This window comes from Devosia enhydra (assembly GCF_900119845.1).
In the GTDB taxonomy this organism is placed as follows: Bacteria; Pseudomonadota; Alphaproteobacteria; order Rhizobiales; family Devosiaceae; genus FPKU01.
Genome location: NZ_FPKU01000002.1, coordinates 668,892 through 686,208, shown reverse-complemented (window position 1 = coordinate 686,208; position 17,317 = coordinate 668,892). Strand labels below are relative to the sequence as shown.

Below are 17,317 nucleotides of genomic sequence, written 5' to 3'. Positions count from 1 at the left end.
CCCCAGGGAGACGATGGGCTCATGCCGTCGCTGAAGGACCTAAAGAACCGGATTTCCTCGGTCAAATCGACCCAGAAGATCACCAAGGCCATGCAGATGGTCGCCGCCGCAAAACTGCGCCGCGCGCAGGAGGCTGCCACGGCCGCGCGCCCCTATGCGGATCGCATGGCCGAGGTCCTCTCGGCCCTGGGCGCCGCCTATGCCGGGCGCGATGGCGCTCCGGCGCTGCTTTCTGGCACGGGCCGCGACCAGGTGCACCTGCTCGTGGTCGCCACCGGCGAGCGCGGGCTTGCCGGCGGCTTCAACTCCTCTATCGTGCGGCTGGCGCGTGACCATGCGAGCCGCCTGATCAAGGACGGCAAGACGGTGAAGATCCTCACCGTCGGGCGCAAGGGCAACGACATCCTCAAGCGCACCTATGCCAGCAACATCGTGGGCACGGTGTCGTTCCGCGACGTCAAGTCGATCGGCTACGCCAATGCGCAGTCGGTGGGCGAGAAGATCCTGGCCATGTACGAGGCCGGTGAGTTCGACGTCGCCACGCTGTTCTATGCCGGGTTCCGCTCGGTGATCAGCCAGGTGCCGACGGCCACCCAGCTGATTCCGGCCAAGCTCGACACCGCGCCGGGCGCCGCAACCCCTGCCCCCTCGCTGGTCTATGAGTACGAGCCCGGCGAGGAGGAGATCCTCAAGGATCTCCTGCCGCGCAACATCTCGGTGCAGATCTTCCGGGCCATGCTCGAAAACCAGGCGTCGTTCTACGGCGCCCAGATGACGGCCATGGACAACGCCACGCGCAATGCCGGCGACATGATCCGCAAGCTTCAGCTGCTCTACAACCGGCAGCGCCAGGCCCAGATCACCAAGGAACTCATCGAAATCATTTCGGGCGCCGAGGCGCTCTAGTCAGACGAGGTACCAGAAAATGGCCCGAGAAGCCTCTGCAGCCACTCTTTCCGGCAATGGCCGCATCGCCCAGGTGATCGGCGCGGTCGTGGACGTCGCCTTCGATGGCGAACTTCCCGCGATTCTCACCGCTCTTGAAGTCGACAACAACGGCAATCGGGTCGTGCTCGAAGTCGCCCAGCACCTGGGCGGCAACACCGTGCGCACCATCGCCATGGACACCACCGAAGGCCTCGTGCGCGGCGCCCCGGTGACCAATACCGGTGCAGCCATCTCGGTGCCGGTCGGCGAATCGACGCTCGGCCGCATCATGAACGTCATCGGCGAGCCGATCGACGAAGCCGGCCCGGTTCCGGCCGCGCTGCGCCGCGAGATCCACCAGAAGGCGCCCGAATTCGTCGAGCAGAGCCCCGAGGCCGAAGTGCTCGTCACCGGCATCAAGGTGGTGGACCTGATCGCTCCCTACGCACGCGGCGGCAAGATCGGCCTCTTCGGCGGCGCCGGCGTGGGCAAGACGGTGCTGATCCAGGAGCTGATCAACAACGTCGCCAAGGCCCATGGTGGCTATTCGGTGTTCGCTGGCGTCGGTGAGCGTACCCGCGAGGGCAACGACCTCTACCACGAAATGATCGAATCGGGCGTGAACAAGGACCCCAAAGAGAACGGTGGCTCGACCGCCGGCTCCAAATGCGCCCTTGTGTTCGGCCAGATGAACGAGCCCCCGGGGGCCCGTGCCCGCGTGGCGCTGACCGGCCTCACCGTCGCCGAATATTTCCGCGACCAGGGCCAGGACGTGCTGTTCTTCGTGGACAACATCTTCCGCTTCACCCAGGCCGGTGCCGAGATGTCGGCGCTTCTGGGCCGCATTCCCTCCGCCGTGGGTTACCAGCCGACGCTGGCCACCGACATGGGCGCGATGCAGGAACGCATCACCACCACCACCAAGGGCTCGATCACCTCGGTGCAGGCCGTGTATGTGCCGGCCGACGACATCACCGACCCGGCCCCCGCCTCCACCTTCGCCCACCTCGATGCCACCACCGTGCTCGATCGCTCGATCTCGGAAAAGGGCATCTACCCGGCCGTGGACCCGCTCGGGTCGACCTCGCGCATTCTCGACCCGCAGGTCGTGGGCGAGGAGCACTACCAGGTGGCCCGTTCGGTGCAGCAGATCCTGCAGCGCTACAAGGCTCTCCAGGACATCATCGCGATCCTGGGCATGGACGAGCTCTCCGAAGAGGACAAGCTCACCGTGGCGCGCGCCCGCAAGATCGAGCGCTTCATGAGCCAGCCCTTCGACGTGGCCGAAGTGTTCACCGGCTCGCCGGGCGTGTTCGTGCAGCTCGCCGACACCATCAAGGGCTTCAAGGGCCTCGTGGCCGGCGAATACGACCACCTGCCCGAAGCGGCCTTCTACATGGTCGGCACCATCGAGGATGCCGTCAAAAAGGCCCAGAAGCTGGCTGCCCAGGCCGCCTGAGCCCGATAAGGCGGGGCGCCCTCCGGCGCCCCGATGATCTCTTCCGGGCGCGATGCCCGACATCTGGATGAGTGCAATGGCCGAAGGCTTCAAGATCGACATCGTCTCGCCCGAGCGCCTCGTGGTGTCGGCCACCGCCCAGGCGGTCACCGTGCCCGGTTCGGAAGGCTATCTCACCGTCATGGCGCAGCATTCCCCGCTGATGACGACGCTGAAGCCCGGCTTCATCACCGTCACCGAGCTGTCGGGCACGAGCCACCGCTTCTTCGTGACCGGCGGGTTCGCCGACGTGACCCCCGCTTCGCTCACCATCCTCGCCGAGGATGCGCGCCCGGCCGCCGAGTTCGACCGTGCCGAGATCGAAGCCAGGATCGCCGAGGCCCAGGCCGCCGCCAACGCCGCCCCGCCCGAGAGCCGCAACGCGCTGCAGGCCATCGCCGATGACTGGCGCAACCTGCTGCTCGACGCGTCGGTCAACACCAGCGTCGCTCACTGAGCGACAAAGGCAGATAGAATGACGAAGGCCGGCGCGAGCCGGCCTTTTGCTTTTGCCTCAAGCCAACGCCGCGGCGACAAGGGCCTTTGCGTGCAGCCCGGTGGTGTCGTAGGTGGGGATCGGTGAGACGGCGTCGTCGATGAGCATGCCGATCTCGGTGCATCCCAGGATGACGGCCTCGGCGCCTCGGGCCTTGAGGCGCTCGATCGCCGTGACATAGAGGCGGCGGGACTCGTCGCGGATGATGCCGCGACACAGCTCCTCATAGATGATGCCGTTGAGATTGGTGACATCGACCTCGGGCACGAGGACGGTGAAGCCGGCAGCTTCGAGCCGGGCGCGGTAGAAGGGCTGTTCGAGGGTGAAGCGCGTGCCTAAAAGGCCGACCGTTTCATAGCCATCCTCGGCAAGCGCTGCCGCCGTCGGGTCGGCGATGTGAAGAAACGGCACCGAAAGCCGCGCCGTGATCGCATCGGCAACGATATGCATGGTGTTGGTGGCAAGCCCGATGATTCCCGCCCCGGCCCGCTCGAGCCCGACCGCGACATCGGCCAGCTGCGCCCCCGCGCCCTGCCAGTCCCCTGCCCGCTGCATCGCCTCGATGGGGGCGAAATCGACCGAATGCAGGATGACGGGCGCCGAATGCAGGCCCCCGAGGCGGACAGCCGTCTCGCGGTTGAGCGCGGCGTAATAATGCGCGCTCGATTCCCAGCTCATGCCGCCGATGAGGCCGATAGTCTTCATGCGCCCTGCCGCACCAGTTCGGGCAGCCCGGCAAAGCCCGAGACGATTTTCTCGTAGGCCTCTCGCTTGAACGGCACGATGAGGTCCGGAAGGCTCGACAGGTCTTCCCAGCGCCAGGCATCGAACTCGGCGGGAAATTCGCCGCCGCCGGGCGCGAGCACGTCGATCTCGCTGTCGTCGCCGGTAAGCCTGAAGGCGAACCAGCGCTGGCGCTGGCCCCGATACTTGCCCTTGAGCGCGATGCCGAGATCGGCATCGGGCAGGTCGTAATAGATCCAGTCGGGCAATTCGGCGATGAACCGCACCGAGCGGACGGAGGTCTCCTCCCAGAGCTCGCGCAGCGCGGCCTCGCGCGCCGTCTCGCCCTTGTCCATGCCGCCCTGCGGCATCTGCCAGGGCCGCTGGGTCTCCTCCGCCCCTTCGGGCACCACTATGCCCTGCCGCCGGCCGATGAACACCTGCCCCTCTGCATTAAAGAGCGCGATGCCGACGCAATCGCGATAGGGCAGGGATTGGCGGTCGGGCGGGGTTTTGGGCATGCTCATCTCACTTCATCAGGGCGCTGGCGGGCACCAGTTCGAAACCGCGGGCTGACAGCCCGGCGGCCCATTCGCTGACCGCAGCGATCGAAACCGGCAGCGCCGAGAACACCCCCAGCGCCGCGCCTCCGGCCTGCGCGTCGGCCTCGAGCGCCGAGAGCGCGGCGGCGATGGCCGCGCGCGAGGGGTCGGAATCCACCGTCCGGCTGGCGCGAACGAAGGGCACGCCATTGGTCCCGGCCAGCTGCGGCGCGACGGTGCGGTTCGAGGCGCCGTCATCGATGTAGCCGAGCCCGCGCGTTGCGACCTCCTCCATGATCGGCCCGAGATCGGCGGCCGAGGCGGTGAAACGGGCGCCCATATTGTTGACGATGCCGGCATAGCCGCCAAAGCTCGCCATCACGGTATAGAGCTTGTCGATGCTCTGGCGCGGCGTCTGCCCGGTCAGGAGCGTATCGGGGCCCGGATCGTTGTTGGGATAGTCGAAGGGCTCCATCGGCACTTCGAGAAAGAGCTCATGCCCCTCGGCCCGGGCTGCGGCAACGGTGGTCGGGAGCGTGCGGCCATAGGGCGCAAAGCCGAGGCTCACCTCATCGGGCAAGGCCGAGATGGCATCGAGCGTGCCGCGCTCGTTGAGCCCGAGCCCGGTGACCAGCAGCGCCACGCGCGGCCGGCCGCCCTCCCCTGTTGCGGGAGCGGGCCGCCGATAGGCATCGAAGGGCCTGCGCCCGGCAGCGGCGCGCGGCAGGGGGCCCAGCGCGGTCTCCTCGACGAGATCGCCATAAAGGCCGCGCTCGTCGACGAGCTGAGGGGAGCCCGCCGGATCGGTAACAACGATATCAGCGTTCTCGCGCACGAGCAGGTCGACCGGCGTTTCGGGATCGGCCGTGATGGTGACGGGGCCCGACAGGGCCTGCTGCACGGGGTTGGTGCCGGTCTCGACGCTGACCGGCGCGCTCGCCTGCGGCCTTCCGCCCTGTGGATCATCGACGAGCACGATGCGGGCGGCAACGCCGGCTACGATCAGAACGCTGACACCAAGCATCAGCCGCCCCCAGGGTAAGCGCTGCATGCCGAGCCGCAAACCGGCCCGGTTCCGGCGACTGCGCGGTTTCAGCGGCGTATCGAGATCGCCCGCCATCACTCAGCTCCCTTTGCGGGCCCGAAACGCCTGACGATGGACGGCCGACCGCACCAGGCTCATGGCTTCTTCGCAGGTGAGAGCGGCAGGATCAAGCTTGTAGGGGCAGGAAGGCGGACCCGTTTGCGGGCCCGCCTCAATTGCGGGGCTCTCCTTGCGGATCAGCTGGCCGGCTTGGGCGGGAAGAGATCGCTCGTCTCTTCGCCATTGATCAGCCTGAGCGCATACTGGAGCTGAGCATCCTCGGCGCGATCGGCCGGGACATAGACCGAGGAGCCGGCGACTTCCGCCTCGGGATCCTCGTTCTCGCCGCTGATATGGCCGGCAAGCCCGGCCTCGCCCTTGATCTCGTCGCGGCCCTGCAACTCCTCGGGCACCACCTGGCGCACCTCGATGTCGGGGGTGATGCCAAGAGCCTGGATCGAGCGGTTGTTGGGCGTATAGTAGCGCGCCGTGGTCAGCCGCATGGCGCCATTGGGCCCGAGCGAAATGATCGACTGCACCGAGCCCTTGCCGAAGGAGCGCGTACCCACGAGCGTCGCGCGCTTGTGATCCTGCAACGCACCGGCGACGATCTCGGCGGCGGAGGCCGAACCGCCATTGATCAGCACCACCATCGGCACATCGGCGATGCGCTGGTCGATGGCGTCGGGGCGCGCGTCGTAGCGGGCGCTTTCCTGCGGTCCGCGACCGCGCGTCAGAACCACCGAGCCCTGCTTGAGGAAGGCATCGGCGACCTTGACCGACTGGTCGACGAGCCCGCCCGGATTGTTGCGCAGATCGAGGATGATGCCCTTGGGCGCCACGCCGTCGCGCTGGGCATAGGCGGCCGTGATGGCCTGCTCGATGCCGACATAGGCCTGCTCGGAGAAGCGCAGCAGCCGCAGCACGGCAACATCGCCCTCCATCGACCAGCGCACGGCGCGCATGGCGATGACGGCGCGTTCGAGCTCGAAGCTCAGGGGATCGGTGACCCCTTCGCGTACCACGGTGACCTTGATCTTGGAGCCGACCGGCCCGCGCATCTTCTTGACGGCGTCATCGAGGCTGAGGCCCATGACCTGTTGGCCATCGAGCTCGACGATGAAGTCGTTGGCAAGGATGCCGGCGCGTGCGGCAGGCGTCTCGTCGATGGGCGAAACCACCTTGATCACGCCTTCTTCCATCGTGACCTCGATGCCCAGGCCACCGAACTCGCCGGAGGTATCCTCCTGCACGTCTTCATAGCTCGTGGGCGAGAGATAGCCCGAATGCGGGTCGAGCGAGGTCAGCATGCCCTGGATGGCGGCGCGGATCAGCTCGCGCTCGTCGGGGGCCTCGACATATTCGGAGCGGATGCGATCGAACACTTCGCCGAACAGGCTGAGATCGGAATAGATCTCGTCGGGCGCGCGCGTCGTGGCAGCCGCTTCCTGCTGCTGCGCCAGAAGATGCGGCGCAAAGGGCACGAGAAGGGCGAGCGCGGCAACAGCCGCTGCGGCACGAATGGGCGTCAGGCGCATGAGGTTTTATCCACTCTCGATCTCGGTCTGGGCGCGGGCCCACCATCCGCTGGGATCAACGGGGGCGCTGTTCCGTCGCAATTCAATATAGAGCGTCGGACGGGAGACGCCAGCGCTCGTGGCCACGGTTCGGCCAATTGTGCGTGAACCCATCACGCCCACCGGCTCGCCCATCATTACGAACTGACCCACCGATACGGTTGTCTCGGCAAGGCCCGCAAGCAATATGGTGTAGTCCTGACCGGCATTGAGAATGACGATCTGGCCATAATTGAGGTAATCGCCGACATAGAGCACATGGCCATCGGCGGGGGCCACCACCTGCGCATCGGGGCGCGTAACCACCGAGACGCCGCTCGAAATGCCGCCGAACCCGTCGCCCGCGCCATATTCGATGACCGTCACACCGCTCGCGGGCAGGGGCATGTAGCCGCGCAGGGCGGCGAAGGGCACGGCGGGGGCCTGCCGGTCGGTATTGGCGAGCGCGGTGCGGATCGTTTCGGCATCGAGCCGCGGCGCGCTGGCGCCGGCCTCTGCGGCAGCCGTGGCCGAGGCGGCGGTGGCGAGCGCGCTGGCGCGCTGGGCCAGCGCGTCGATAGCCTGCCGCAGCGTTGCCGCCTGCGCCACGAGGGCGTTGGCCGCCTCTTCCTCGGCGGCGAGTTCGGCGGTCTTTTGCTCCTCGCCCTGCCGCCGCGCCGCGATCAGCGTGCCGATGCGCAGCTGTTCTTCTTCGAGAATGGTGAAATTGGCGCGCAGCGTCGCCTCTTCCTCCTGGGCAGCAGCCTTGATGTCGGAAAGACGGACGAGATCGGCGGTGACCGCTTCGGCCTGGGCCTTGAGCTGGGGCAGGATGGCGGAAATGAGGATTGCCGAGCGCGCCGAACCCAGCGCATCGGAGGGATCGACGATGAGCGCCGGCGGGGGATTGCGCGAGATCCGCTCGAGTGCGGCGAGCACGCTCGCGACATTGCGGTCGGCCCCGTCGAGCCGGCCGCGCACCTCAAGCTCGGCGGCGATCAGTTCGCCCAGCCGCTGCTCCATGGCGCCGATCTCGATTTCGGCAAGGCGCACGCGCTGGGCGGCGGCGATGAGGGCGGCATTCTGCTGGGCGCGGTCGCCCTGCATCTGGGCGATTTCAGCACGCAGGGCATCGACCCGCTCCTGGCTGAGCGAAATGGAAGCCTCGATCTCCTCGAGCGCCGTCTCGCGGGCGGCAAGCTCGGCCTCAGGGCCGGCGGGGACGGCTGGCGCGATCTCATTGGCCGGCGATGGCGCGGCGTCAGGGGCGACCGGCGCCGGGTTGGAAATTTCGGGCACGGGTGCACCGGCGGCGTCCGGCCCCGAAGTCTGGGCAAGGAGCGGCAGGCTCGCCCACCCCGTCGCGAGGGCGAGCAAGAGAGCCTTGAGAACGGGTGCGGTGGCCTTGCGCATCTGGCCCTTGAGGAGAATCGTGCCCCGAACCCTATCAGGTCCATGGTTAACGAGATGTGGAGCGCGGCTTTGCCCGGCCAATGTGACCGGGATGGGGCGACAGAGCCCCGGAGTGCTCACGCCCGGTGATAGGGATGGCCAGAGAGAATGGTCGTCGTGCGATAGAGCTGCTCGGCCAGCATGATGCGCACGAGCTGATGGGGCCAGGTCAGGGGCGAGAACGAAAGCTTCATTTCGGCCTCGGCCATGAGCGCGGGGTCGAGCCCGTCCGCCCCGCCGATGACGAAGGCGAGGCCGGGCCGGCTGGCATCGCGCCATGAAGCGATCCGGCGGGCGAGCGTTTCCGAGCCGATGGCCTCGCCGCGCTCGTCGAGCACCACCAGCATCCCGCCCTCGGGCCGGAAGCGCCGCAATGCCTGCGCTTCCTCGGCCTTGCGCTGCGGGGCACTGCCGGCCCGCGATTCCGGGGCCTCGTGGACGGAGAAGTCGCTGAGCCCGAGCGCCCGGCCGGTGGCGCGCGCCCGCTCGAGATAGCGCTCGACGAGCAGGCGCTCCGGCCCGTCCTTCATCCGCCCGATGGCGAGGATCTGCGCCTTCACCGGTCGGTGAGGCCCAGCTGCATGTGCACCACGTCGAGCCAGCGATCGAATTTGAGGCCGAGCCCGGTGAAGCGCCCGGCGATGCGGAAGCCCAGCTTTTCGTGCAGCGCGATCGAGCCGGCACTGTCGGCGGTGATGACGCCCAGCATCTGGGTGAAGCCGAAGGCCTTGCTCTCGGCGATCAGCTGCTCGAGCAGCGCCCGGCCGATCCCCTGCCCGTGATGGCCGTCGCGCACATAGACGGAATCCTCGCAGGTGAACCGATAGGCCGGCCGGTCGCGATAGGTGGAGGCATAGGCATAGCCTAAAAGCGTGCCGTCCTCGCTTTCCGCGACGATGATGGGATGGCCCAGCGACCCCATCTTGGCGAATTTTTCGGCCATGGCCGATTGCGGGGGACAGGTGAGATCGAAGGTCGCCACCGAGGTCAGGACGTAATGGTGGTAGATCTCGGTGATCGCCGCGATGTCCTCGGGGCGATAGGGGCGGAGCGTGAAGGCGGGCACGACGGTTTATCCTGAAAAGACAAGGGCCGCGGTCACATTAGACCGCGGCCCCGAGGACTGCCAATCGGTGTTTATGATGAGATTATTCGCGGTTGCCGAACAGGCGCAGCAGCATCATGAACAGGTTGATGAAGTCCAGGTAGAGGCTCAGCGCGCCCATGATGGCGCCCTTGGCGAGGCTTTCAGCCGAGAAGGCGTCCGAATAGCTCTCCTTGATCTTCTGGGTGTCATAGGCGGTGAGGCCGGTGAAGATCAGCACGCCGATGACCGAGATCGCGAAATCGAGCATGGTGGAACCCATGAAGATGTTCACGATCGAGGCGATGATGATGCCGATCAGGCCCATCATCAGGAAGTTGCCCATGCCCGTCAGGTCGCGCTTGGTGGTGTAGCCGTAAAGGCTCATCGCGCCGAAGGTGGCGGCGGTGATGAAGAACACCTTGGCGATCGAGGCGCCGGTATAGACGAGGAAGATCGACGAGAGCGACAGCCCCATCACGGCAGCGAAGGCCCAGAAGGTGGCCTGTGCGGCGGGCACCGAGAGCTTGTTGATGCCAAAGCTCAGCACCAGCACGAAGGCCAGCGGCGACAGCATGATGACCCAGGCCAGCGGGCTGCCATAGAGCAGCTCGGCATTGGCCGGGCTCGACATGGCCCACTGGCTGGTGAAATAGGCAACAAGGCCGGTGACCACGAGGCCCAGGCCCATATAGTTGTAGACCTTCAGCATATAGCCGCGAAGGCCTTCATCGATGACCGCGGCGGATCCAGTCCTCGCGGCAATTGTCGGTCGGTCGAATTGTGCCATGGTCGTCAGTTTCCCTTCGGTAGACGCAGTGCCTGGCAAGCATGTCAGCCATGCATCCAGAGTTATGGGGAATATGAGGACATCCCGGCCCCAATACAAGAGAAACCGGCAGCGCTTTCCGAACGTTAATGTCGCACGGCACTGTGTCGCGGCGGTACGTTCCAGCCGCGTCGGCACCGCCCTCCCAACGCCACGACGCGGGCGCCGTGCTTGCCGGTCGCGGAGGGGGCCGTTACGGTCTGGCTCATGCGTCGGCGAATCGGCCCGGCGCCAAAGGAGGATGGACGAAATGCCCAGACTCTTTACCGGCATCGAGGTGCCGCCGGAGGTGGCGTTCCTTCTCTCGCTCAAGCGCGGCGGGCTGCCGGGCGCCCGCTGGATCGACCCTGACAACTACCACATCACCCTGCGCTTTATCGGCGATGTCGACCGCATCACCGCCAATGAGGTGGTCGACAGCCTCGACCGGCTCGCCATGAGCGAGGCCTTTTCGATCAGGCTCGATCATCTGGGCGTCTTTGGCGGCGACAAGCCCCGCGCGCTTTATGCCGGGGTCGAGAACAACGCCGCTCTCCACCACCTGCAGGCGGCTCAGGAGCGGGTGCTGCAACGGCTCGGGCTGGCGCCCGATGGCCGGCGCTTCGTGCCGCATGTCTCGCTGGCGCGCCTCAAGGGCATAAGCGCCACGGACATGGCGCAGTTCATCGCCGCAGGCGGGCAGTTCCAGCCCATGAGCTTCGAGGTCAGGCGCTTCGTGCTCTATTCGAGCCGGGATTCCGTCGGCGGCGGCCCCTATCGGGTCGAGGAGACTTACCCGCTCGCCGCCTGCCCGGACGCTGCCGACGACCCCGCGCACATGCCGGCTTGAGCCTCTCTTTCGGCTGCGTTAAGCCTTGCTTAAGCATGGCGGGGCAAACAGGAAGCGGGCGCGTCCGCGGGCGTCAAATTGCCGTCACGATTGGCGCTAATGTCGCCAATTAAATCAAATGCGGGCGGGCCTTGAGAGCTTGATAACGATGACGTGTCAGGCTGAAGGCGCTCGGGATCATTCGCGGATCCTGACAACAAAGAAGAGTGGGCGATGACAACCAAGTCGATCGGGCCGGCGAAGGCCTTGTTTGCAGGCCTTGTCATGTTGGCGGGCGTGGCCCCTGCCGGCGCGCAGGAGGCAACCAATCTGGGGACCTTCACCAACTGGACGGTGTGGCGCGCCCAGGACAGCAGCGGCACCCTCTGCTACATTTCGAGCCAGCCGCAATCGACCCAGCCGGCCAATGTGCGACGCGACCCCATTCACTTCCTCGTGGTGATGCGCAAGGGCCTGGGCACCCGCAACGAAGTGCAGAGCCTTCTGGGCTACCCGCTCGCCAGCGAGCCCCTGCCCACCGCCGAGGTCGACGGGCGCAGCTACAACATGCTGCCCGAAGGCGAGGCGGCTTGGCTCGCAAGCGAAGCCGACGAAAGCAGCTTCGTGGCAGCGCTCAAGGCCGGCTCGCGCCTCGTGGTCAAGGGCCGCTCGCAGCGCGGCACCAACACAGCCGACACCTATTCGCTTTCGGGCGTTACCGCCGCGATCACCGAGATGGAGAAGGCCTGCGCCTGACGGGGCAAGCCTCGGCGCGGCAACCTTTATCGGCCAGAGCCGTTGCCATGGCTGTGCCTCGCGCAATGGCGCAGTGTCGTCCGACAGATGGCATCCGGCGGCGGACCGGGTGACACGGGGGCGGCAAGGCTGATAGTCGAGGCATGACGGCGCTGTCGGCTTAAGGCGGGCAGGCCAGTCATTGGCGCCCCTGATCCGTGTGGGGCGCTGCATGGAGTTGAAAGACAGCATGACGCCCAGCCTTCGCGACCTCGCCCTTGCCCTTGTTGCGGCCTCCTTTGCCGGCCTGGCCCTTGCCAGCCCCGCCTCGGCGCAATCGGCCCGGCTTCTGGGCGAATTCCGCGACTGGTCGTCCTTTTCCGCTTCCGAAGGAGCGGGCGCCATGTGCTTCATGATGACCCGCCCCATCGAGACCACGCCGCTGCCCGACGGCATGGGCGAGGCCTATCTCTATCTCACCAACCGCTCGTCGGAAGGCGTGCGCAACGAGTTCAACCTCGTGGCCGGTTTCCCCCTCGCGCCCGATGCCGGAGCGACAGTGAGCGTGGGCGGCCAGATCTTCGACCTCTTCACCGAGCGCGACGCGGCCTGGCTGCTCGATCCGAGCCAGGGGTCCAACTTGGCAAGCGCCATAAGGGCCGGCAGTTCGCTGGTGGTCGATGCCACGAGCGAGCGCGGCATCAAGATCCGCCAGACCTATTCGCTTTCGGGCGCCACCGCCGCCTCGCGGGCTCTAGACGGCTGCTGACGGACATCCCTGGAAGCTCTCTCCGGTCAGGCAAGGCTTGCCTCTGCGCCCTGCGCATCCCATATGCGCGCGGCGCGCTTTGTGCTTTTTTTCGGATCATGCTATGGGCGCGGCATGAGGCCGTAGGCGATCCGCCCGCGGTGCCCACCCCCTCCCACGATCGAGACCGCCCATGAGCATCGCCCTCGACCTGAGCCATATCGCCCGCCCGGCCGCCAGCCCGGCGCCGTTGCGGACCGGCCTTGTGGGTCTTGATCGCTCTGGCCTGCGCAGCGCCCTCGGCACGATCGGGCTCGACGAGCGCGAAGCCCGCATGCGCGCCAGCCAATTGTGGAACTGGATCTATCATCGCGGCGTCACCGATTTCGACGCCATGACCAACATCGCCAAGCCGGTGCGCCAGAAGCTGGCCGACGCCTTCGACATCGCGCGACCCGAAATCGTCACTGAGCAGGTGTCGATGGATGGCACGCGCAAATGGCTGTTCCGCTATCGCGATGCGCAGAAGCCCAACATGCCGCCCGTCGAGATCGAGACGGTCTATATCCCCGAGGAGGATCGCGGCACGCTCTGCGTCTCCTCGCAGGTGGGCTGCACGCTGACCTGCTCGTTCTGCCACACCGGCACGCAGAAGCTGGTGCGCAACCTGACGGCGGGCGAGATTCTCGGCCAGATCCTGATGGCGCGCGAGCGGCTGGGCGATTTCCCCGGCGGCGAGCGGCCCGATGATGGCGGCCTCGTGCCCTCGGGCGAAAGCCGCGCCATCACCAATATCGTGATGATGGGCATGGGCGAGCCGCTCTACAATTACGACAATGTGAAACAGGCGTTGCTGATCGCGTCTGACGAAGCCGGCATCTCGCTCTCCAAGCGCCGCATCACGCTCTCGACCTCGGGCGTCGTGCCGCAGATCGAGCCGACCGGGCGCGAGATCGGGGTGATGCTGGCGATTTCGCTGCATGCGGTGCGCGACGAGCTGCGCGACATTCTCGTGCCGATCAACAAGAAGTGGCCGCTGGCCGAGCTTCTCGCCGCCTGCCGCGCCTATCCGGGCCTCTCGAACGCCCGCCGCATCACCTTCGAATATGTGATGCTCAAGGACATCAACGACAGCGACGCCGATGCGCGCGAACTGGTGCGGCTGCTCGCCGGTATTCCGGCCAAGATCAACCTCATCCCGTTCAACCCCTGGCCGGGCACCAATTACGATTGCTCGAGCTCCTCGCGCATCGAGCGCTTCGCCGACATCGTCAATCGCGCCGGCTATGCCAGCCCCGTCCGCACCCCGCGCGGCCGCGACATCTTCGCCGCCTGCGGGCAATTGAAGAGCGAGACCGAGCGGCTGAGCAAGAAGGAGCGCGAGGCGCTGGAGGCCTAGATGGCAGAAACGGGCGCGGGCGATCCGCTCTGTCCGCTCTGCCTCAGGCCCATTCCGAAGGGCGCCCGCGCCAGCCGCCACCACCTCGTGCCGCGGCTGAGGGGCGGCACGCACAAGGGCACGGTGCTCTTGCACCAGATCTGCCACAGCGCCATCCACGCCCGTTTCACGGAAACCGAACTCGCCCGCGAACTCGCCGATATCGAGGCGCTGCGCGCCCATCCCTCAATGGCGGAATTTCTCGCCTGGGTGGCAGGCCGCCCGCCTGATTTCCATGCCCGCACTCGGATCAGGGGCGGCGGCTGGCGGGCGCGGCGCTGACAATTACTTCCGCAGAATGACCCACACCGCGTGGATGAGGCCGGGGAAATAGCCCAGCAGGGTCAGGAGGATGTTGAGCCAGAACTGCAGGCCGAGCCCGACCTGGAGGAAGACCCCCACCGGCGGGATGATAACCGACAGGATGATGCGCAGAACGTCCATGAGACAGGCCCCCGTGTTTTGAAGGGCATGCAACGCGATGACCGGCGCAATCGTTCCACCGGGTCGGCCTATTCCCCCGTTATCCAGTCGATGCGGCTGCGCCCCCGACCCTCGTCCGAAAGAAGATCGGCGAGGATCGGCAGAAGGCTCGCCATCTCATCCTCGAGCACGAAGGGCGGATTGACCACCACCATCCCGGTGCCGTGGAGGCGCGGCGGGTCGGATGGCGGGCGCAATGTCAGCTCGAGCCGGAGGATGCGCGGGATGGCGGTCGCTTCAAGCGACCGGACATAGGCCGAGACCTCCGCCGGATCCTTGATCGGATACCAGAAGGCATAGATGCCGCCCGGCCAGCGCTTGTGCGCCTTGACCAGCCCCGAAACCATGCGCGCGAACTCGCCCTTTTCCTCGAAGGGCGGATCGACGAGCACCAGCCCGCGCTTTTCCTTGGGCGGCAGATGCGTGCCGAGCGCCGCCCAGCCATCGAGATGGGTGACGCGCGTCTGGATATCGCCGGCAAAGTTATCGCGCAGCGCCTCGGCATCGGCGGGGTGCAGCTCGAGCGCCATCAGCCGGTCCTGCGCGCGCAGCAGGCGGCGGGTGATCATCGGCGAGCCGGGATAGAACCGCAGATCGCCATCGGGGTTGAAGCCGCGCACCACATCGAGATAGGGGGCGAGCAGGGCTGCCGGCGCCTCGGGCAAATCTGCCGCCATCAGCCGGCCGATACCCTCGCGCCATTCCCCGGTGCGGTTGGCGTCATCGCCAAAAAGATCGTAGAGCCCGATGCCGGCATGGGTATCGATGACCCGGAACGCCGCCTCCTTGCGCATCAGATAGGCGAGGATGCGGGTGAGGATCACATGCTTGACGACATCGGCGAAATTGCCGGCATGGAAGCTGTGGCGATAATTCATCGGCTCACTTGCGCGCTTCGGCAAACAGGATCGTGGCGGCAAAGGCGGTGAACACGGCCGCGAACGTCCAGTTCAACGCCCGCTGCACCACCACGTTGCGGGTGAGGATGCCGGCCAGCGCGCCGGCCGCCAGGACGGTCGCCACCGCCAGCGGGATCGAGACGATGATGAATTCGAGCCCCAGAAAGATGAGCTTCTGCGGCGCCGCCGGATCGTGCCGATCGACGAACTGGGGCAGGAAGGTGATGAAGAACAGCACGACCTTCGGGTTGAGCAGGTTGATGCCCACCCCGGTCAGATAGCTCTCCAGCACCGAAGGCGTGCGCGGCGCCTTCTGCGCCACGCGGATGCCCCCGCCATGGCGCAGCGCCTGCCAGGCCAGCCACAGCAGATAACCGGCCCCGACGATCTTGAGCACGAAGAAGGCAGCCGGCGCCGCCACGATCAGCACCGAGATACCGAGCGCCACCAGCATGGTGTGCACGAGAATGCCCGACATCGCCCCCGCCGCCGTTGCCATACCATGGGCCCGCCCGTAATTGACGGCGCGCGAAATCTGCAGCGCCATGTCCGGGCCCGGCGTGATGGCGAGCACGATGGTGGCGAGCGCGAAGGCGAGGATGACCGACAGGTCGGGCAGGAAGGTCGGCATGGCGGGGTCCGGAATTTTGCGGCCGGACAATTGCACGCGCGCGGCTTGCTGACTAGGGTGCCGCCGAATTCCGGGGCCGGCGCGCCCCCTCAAACGGGCTGAACCAAACCATGGCCAAAGATATCAAGAAAATCGTGCTGTCCTATTCGGGCGGCCTCGACACCTCGATCATGCTGAAGTGGCTGCAGGAGCACTACCAGGCCGAGATCGTCACCTTCACCGCCGACCTCGGCCAGGGCGAGGAACTCGAGCCGGCCCGCAAGAAGGCCGAGATGTTCGGCCTCAAGGATATCCGCATCGTCGATGTGCGCGAGGAATTCGTGCGCGACTTCGTGTTCCCGATGTTCCGCGCCAACGCGCTTTATGAGGGCCAGTACCTGCTCGGCACCTCGATCGCCCGCCCGGTGATCGCCAAGCACCTCGTCGAGATCGCGCGCGAGACCGGCGCCGACGCCATCGCCCATGGCGCTACCGGCAAGGGCAACGACCAGGTGCGGTTCGAACTGACAGCCAATGCGCTGATGCCGGGCCTCAAGGTCATCGCACCGTGGCGCGAATGGGATCTGCGCTCGCGCACCGCGCTTCTGAGCTATGCCGAGCAGCACCAGATCCCCATCGCCAAGGACAAGCGCGGCGAGGCGCCCTTCTCGGTGGATGCCAACCTCTTGCACACCTCCTCCGAAGGCATGGTGCTCGAAGACCCGGCCGTGCCCTTCCCCGACTATGTGCCCCAGCGCACCGTCGATCCGGAAAAGGCGCCCGACCAGCCCGAAATCATCACCATCGGGTTCGAGAAGGGCGATGCCGTCTCGGTCAATGGCGTGGCGCTGTCGCCGGCCGAGCTGCTCACCAAGCTCAACGAGCTGGGCGGCAAGCATGGCGTGGGCCGGCTCGACCTCGTCGAAAACCGCTTCGTGGGCATGAAGAGCCGCGGGCTCTACGAAACCCCGGGCGGCACTATCCTGCTGGCGGCGCATCGCGGCATCGAATCGATCACGCTCGATCGCGGTGAGGCGCATCTCAAGGATGAGCTGATGCCCAAATATGCCGAGCTCATCTATAACGGCTTCTGGTTCAGCCCTGAGCGCGAGATGCTGCAGGCGCTCATCGACAAGAGCCAGGAGTATGTGGCGGGCGAAGTGACGGTCAAGCTCTACAAGGGTTCGGCCAGCGTCATCGCGCGCACCTCGCCCAACTCGCTCTACTCGATGGATCTCGTGACCTTCGAGGAAGGCGCGGTGGCCTATGACCATCACGATGCTGAAGGCTTCATCCGCCTCAATGGCCTGAGGCTCAAGACCTGGGCGGCCCGCAACGCCGCTGCCGCGCGCAAGTAAAGTCAATCAAGTCGATCGCGCTCTTCCGCTGGGAGGGCGCGATCAAC

At 66.4% G+C, this 17,317-nt stretch carries 20 protein-coding genes; 9 read left to right on the top strand and 11 right to left on the bottom strand.

The features are described 5' to 3' along the window. Nucleotides 1–21 precede the first annotated feature (21 nt). The 3 genes from BT183_RS12475 to BT183_RS12465 all read left to right on the top strand — a co-directional run bounded on the left by BT183_RS12475 (nt 22) and on the right by BT183_RS12465 (nt 2,882). The gene (locus tag BT183_RS12475) at nt 22–906 is read left to right on the top strand and encodes a F0F1 ATP synthase subunit gamma (RefSeq protein WP_072343488.1); all 885 of its coding nucleotides are present in this window, start codon (nt 22–24) and stop codon (nt 904–906) included. A 19-nt stretch (nt 907–925) separates the two neighbouring features. Further along, nucleotides 926–2,386, top strand: a complete 1,461-nt coding sequence (gene atpD / locus BT183_RS12470; RefSeq protein ID WP_072343485.1) for a F0F1 ATP synthase subunit beta — start codon at nt 926–928, stop codon at nt 2,384–2,386. 76 nt (nt 2,387–2,462) lie between these two features. Continuing rightward, nucleotides 2,463–2,882, top strand: coding sequence for a F0F1 ATP synthase subunit epsilon (locus tag BT183_RS12465; RefSeq protein WP_072344719.1), 420 nt, complete (start codon nt 2,463–2,465; stop codon nt 2,880–2,882). Nucleotides 2,883–2,939: 57 nt separating this feature from the next. On the opposite strand, the gene BT183_RS12460 is transcribed toward BT183_RS12465, so the two are convergent. From BT183_RS12460 to BT183_RS12425, 8 genes are all read right to left on the bottom strand, one after another. Continuing rightward, the gene (locus BT183_RS12460) at nt 2,940–3,626 is read right to left on the bottom strand and encodes an aspartate/glutamate racemase family protein (protein WP_072343482.1); all 687 of its coding nucleotides are present in this window, start codon (nt 3,624–3,626) and stop codon (nt 2,940–2,942) included. Continuing rightward, nucleotides 3,623–4,171, bottom strand: a complete 549-nt coding sequence (locus BT183_RS12455) for an RNA pyrophosphohydrolase (RefSeq protein ID WP_072343478.1) — start codon at nt 4,169–4,171, stop codon at nt 3,623–3,625. The genes BT183_RS12460 and BT183_RS12455 overlap by 4 nt, the downstream gene beginning before the upstream one ends. 1 nt (nt 4,172) lies before the next feature. Beyond that, nucleotides 4,173–5,306, bottom strand: a complete 1,134-nt coding sequence (locus tag BT183_RS12450) for a divergent polysaccharide deacetylase family protein (RefSeq protein ID WP_072343475.1) — start codon at nt 5,304–5,306, stop codon at nt 4,173–4,175. 161 nt (nt 5,307–5,467) lie between these two features. Then, complete coding sequence (locus tag BT183_RS12445) at nt 5,468–6,808, bottom strand: S41 family peptidase (protein WP_072343471.1); 1,341 nt, start codon at nt 6,806–6,808, stop codon at nt 5,468–5,470. A gap of 6 nt (nt 6,809–6,814) precedes the next feature. Beyond that, nucleotides 6,815–8,239 carry a murein hydrolase activator EnvC family protein gene (locus tag BT183_RS12440; RefSeq protein WP_072343469.1) on the bottom strand — a complete coding sequence of 475 codons (1,425 nt, stop codon included), beginning with the start codon at nt 8,237–8,239 and terminating at the stop codon, nt 6,815–6,817. A 116-nt stretch (nt 8,240–8,355) separates the two neighbouring features. Then, a complete protein-coding gene (gene rlmH, locus BT183_RS12435; RefSeq protein WP_072343466.1) occupies nt 8,356–8,838 on the bottom strand; it encodes a 23S rRNA (pseudouridine(1915)-N(3))-methyltransferase RlmH in 483 nt (160 codons plus the stop codon). After that, entirely contained in the window at nt 8,835–9,344 is a 510-nt protein-coding gene (locus tag BT183_RS12430; RefSeq protein WP_072343464.1) for a GNAT family N-acetyltransferase, read from the bottom strand. The genes rlmH and BT183_RS12430 overlap by 4 nt, the downstream gene beginning before the upstream one ends. A gap of 82 nt (nt 9,345–9,426) precedes the next feature. After that, nucleotides 9,427–10,152: a Bax inhibitor-1/YccA family protein gene (locus tag BT183_RS12425; protein ID WP_072343462.1), complete on the bottom strand. Its 726-nt coding sequence runs from the start codon at nt 10,150–10,152 to the stop codon at nt 9,427–9,429. 289 nt (nt 10,153–10,441) lie between these two features. Between BT183_RS12425 and thpR the strand changes: the two genes are divergently transcribed. The 5 genes from thpR to BT183_RS12400 all read left to right on the top strand — a co-directional run bounded on the left by thpR (nt 10,442) and on the right by BT183_RS12400 (nt 14,202). Further along, nucleotides 10,442–11,020, top strand: coding sequence for an RNA 2',3'-cyclic phosphodiesterase (thpR, locus tag BT183_RS12420; RefSeq protein WP_072344717.1), 579 nt, complete (start codon nt 10,442–10,444; stop codon nt 11,018–11,020). A 213-nt stretch (nt 11,021–11,233) separates the two neighbouring features. Next, complete coding sequence (locus BT183_RS12415; protein ID WP_072343459.1) at nt 11,234–11,755, top strand: invasion associated locus B family protein; 522 nt, start codon at nt 11,234–11,236, stop codon at nt 11,753–11,755. Nucleotides 11,756–11,984: 229 nt separating this feature from the next. Continuing rightward, nucleotides 11,985–12,503, top strand: coding sequence for an invasion associated locus B family protein (locus tag BT183_RS12410; RefSeq protein WP_143145784.1), 519 nt, complete (start codon nt 11,985–11,987; stop codon nt 12,501–12,503). A 172-nt stretch (nt 12,504–12,675) separates the two neighbouring features. Further along, nucleotides 12,676–13,881 carry a dual-specificity RNA methyltransferase RlmN gene (gene rlmN, locus BT183_RS12405; RefSeq protein WP_072343452.1) on the top strand — a complete coding sequence of 402 codons (1,206 nt, stop codon included), beginning with the start codon at nt 12,676–12,678 and terminating at the stop codon, nt 13,879–13,881. Beyond that, nucleotides 13,882–14,202 (top strand): HNH endonuclease signature motif containing protein, encoded by a 321-nt coding sequence (locus tag BT183_RS12400; protein ID WP_072343449.1) that lies wholly within the window; start codon nt 13,882–13,884, stop codon nt 14,200–14,202. Between the two features lie 3 nt (nt 14,203–14,205). Here the strand turns inward: BT183_RS12400 and BT183_RS12395 are convergent, their stop codons facing one another. The 3 genes from BT183_RS12395 to BT183_RS12385 form a co-directional block, all read right to left on the bottom strand. Beyond that, the gene (locus tag BT183_RS12395) at nt 14,206–14,364 is read right to left on the bottom strand and encodes a YqaE/Pmp3 family membrane protein (protein ID WP_072343446.1); all 159 of its coding nucleotides are present in this window, start codon (nt 14,362–14,364) and stop codon (nt 14,206–14,208) included. Nucleotides 14,365–14,432: 68 nt separating this feature from the next. Continuing rightward, entirely contained in the window at nt 14,433–15,281 is an 849-nt protein-coding gene (locus tag BT183_RS12390) for a 23S rRNA (adenine(2030)-N(6))-methyltransferase RlmJ (RefSeq protein WP_072343443.1), read from the bottom strand. 4 nt (nt 15,282–15,285) lie between these two features. Then, nucleotides 15,286–15,933, bottom strand: a complete 648-nt coding sequence (locus tag BT183_RS12385) for a LysE family translocator (protein ID WP_072343440.1) — start codon at nt 15,931–15,933, stop codon at nt 15,286–15,288. 110 nt (nt 15,934–16,043) lie between these two features. Here BT183_RS12385 and BT183_RS12380 point away from each other — a divergent pair, with 110 nt between their 5' ends. Next, a complete protein-coding gene (locus BT183_RS12380) occupies nt 16,044–17,270 on the top strand; it encodes an argininosuccinate synthase (RefSeq protein WP_072343437.1) in 1,227 nt (408 codons plus the stop codon). Nucleotides 17,271–17,317: the final 47 nt, after the last annotated feature.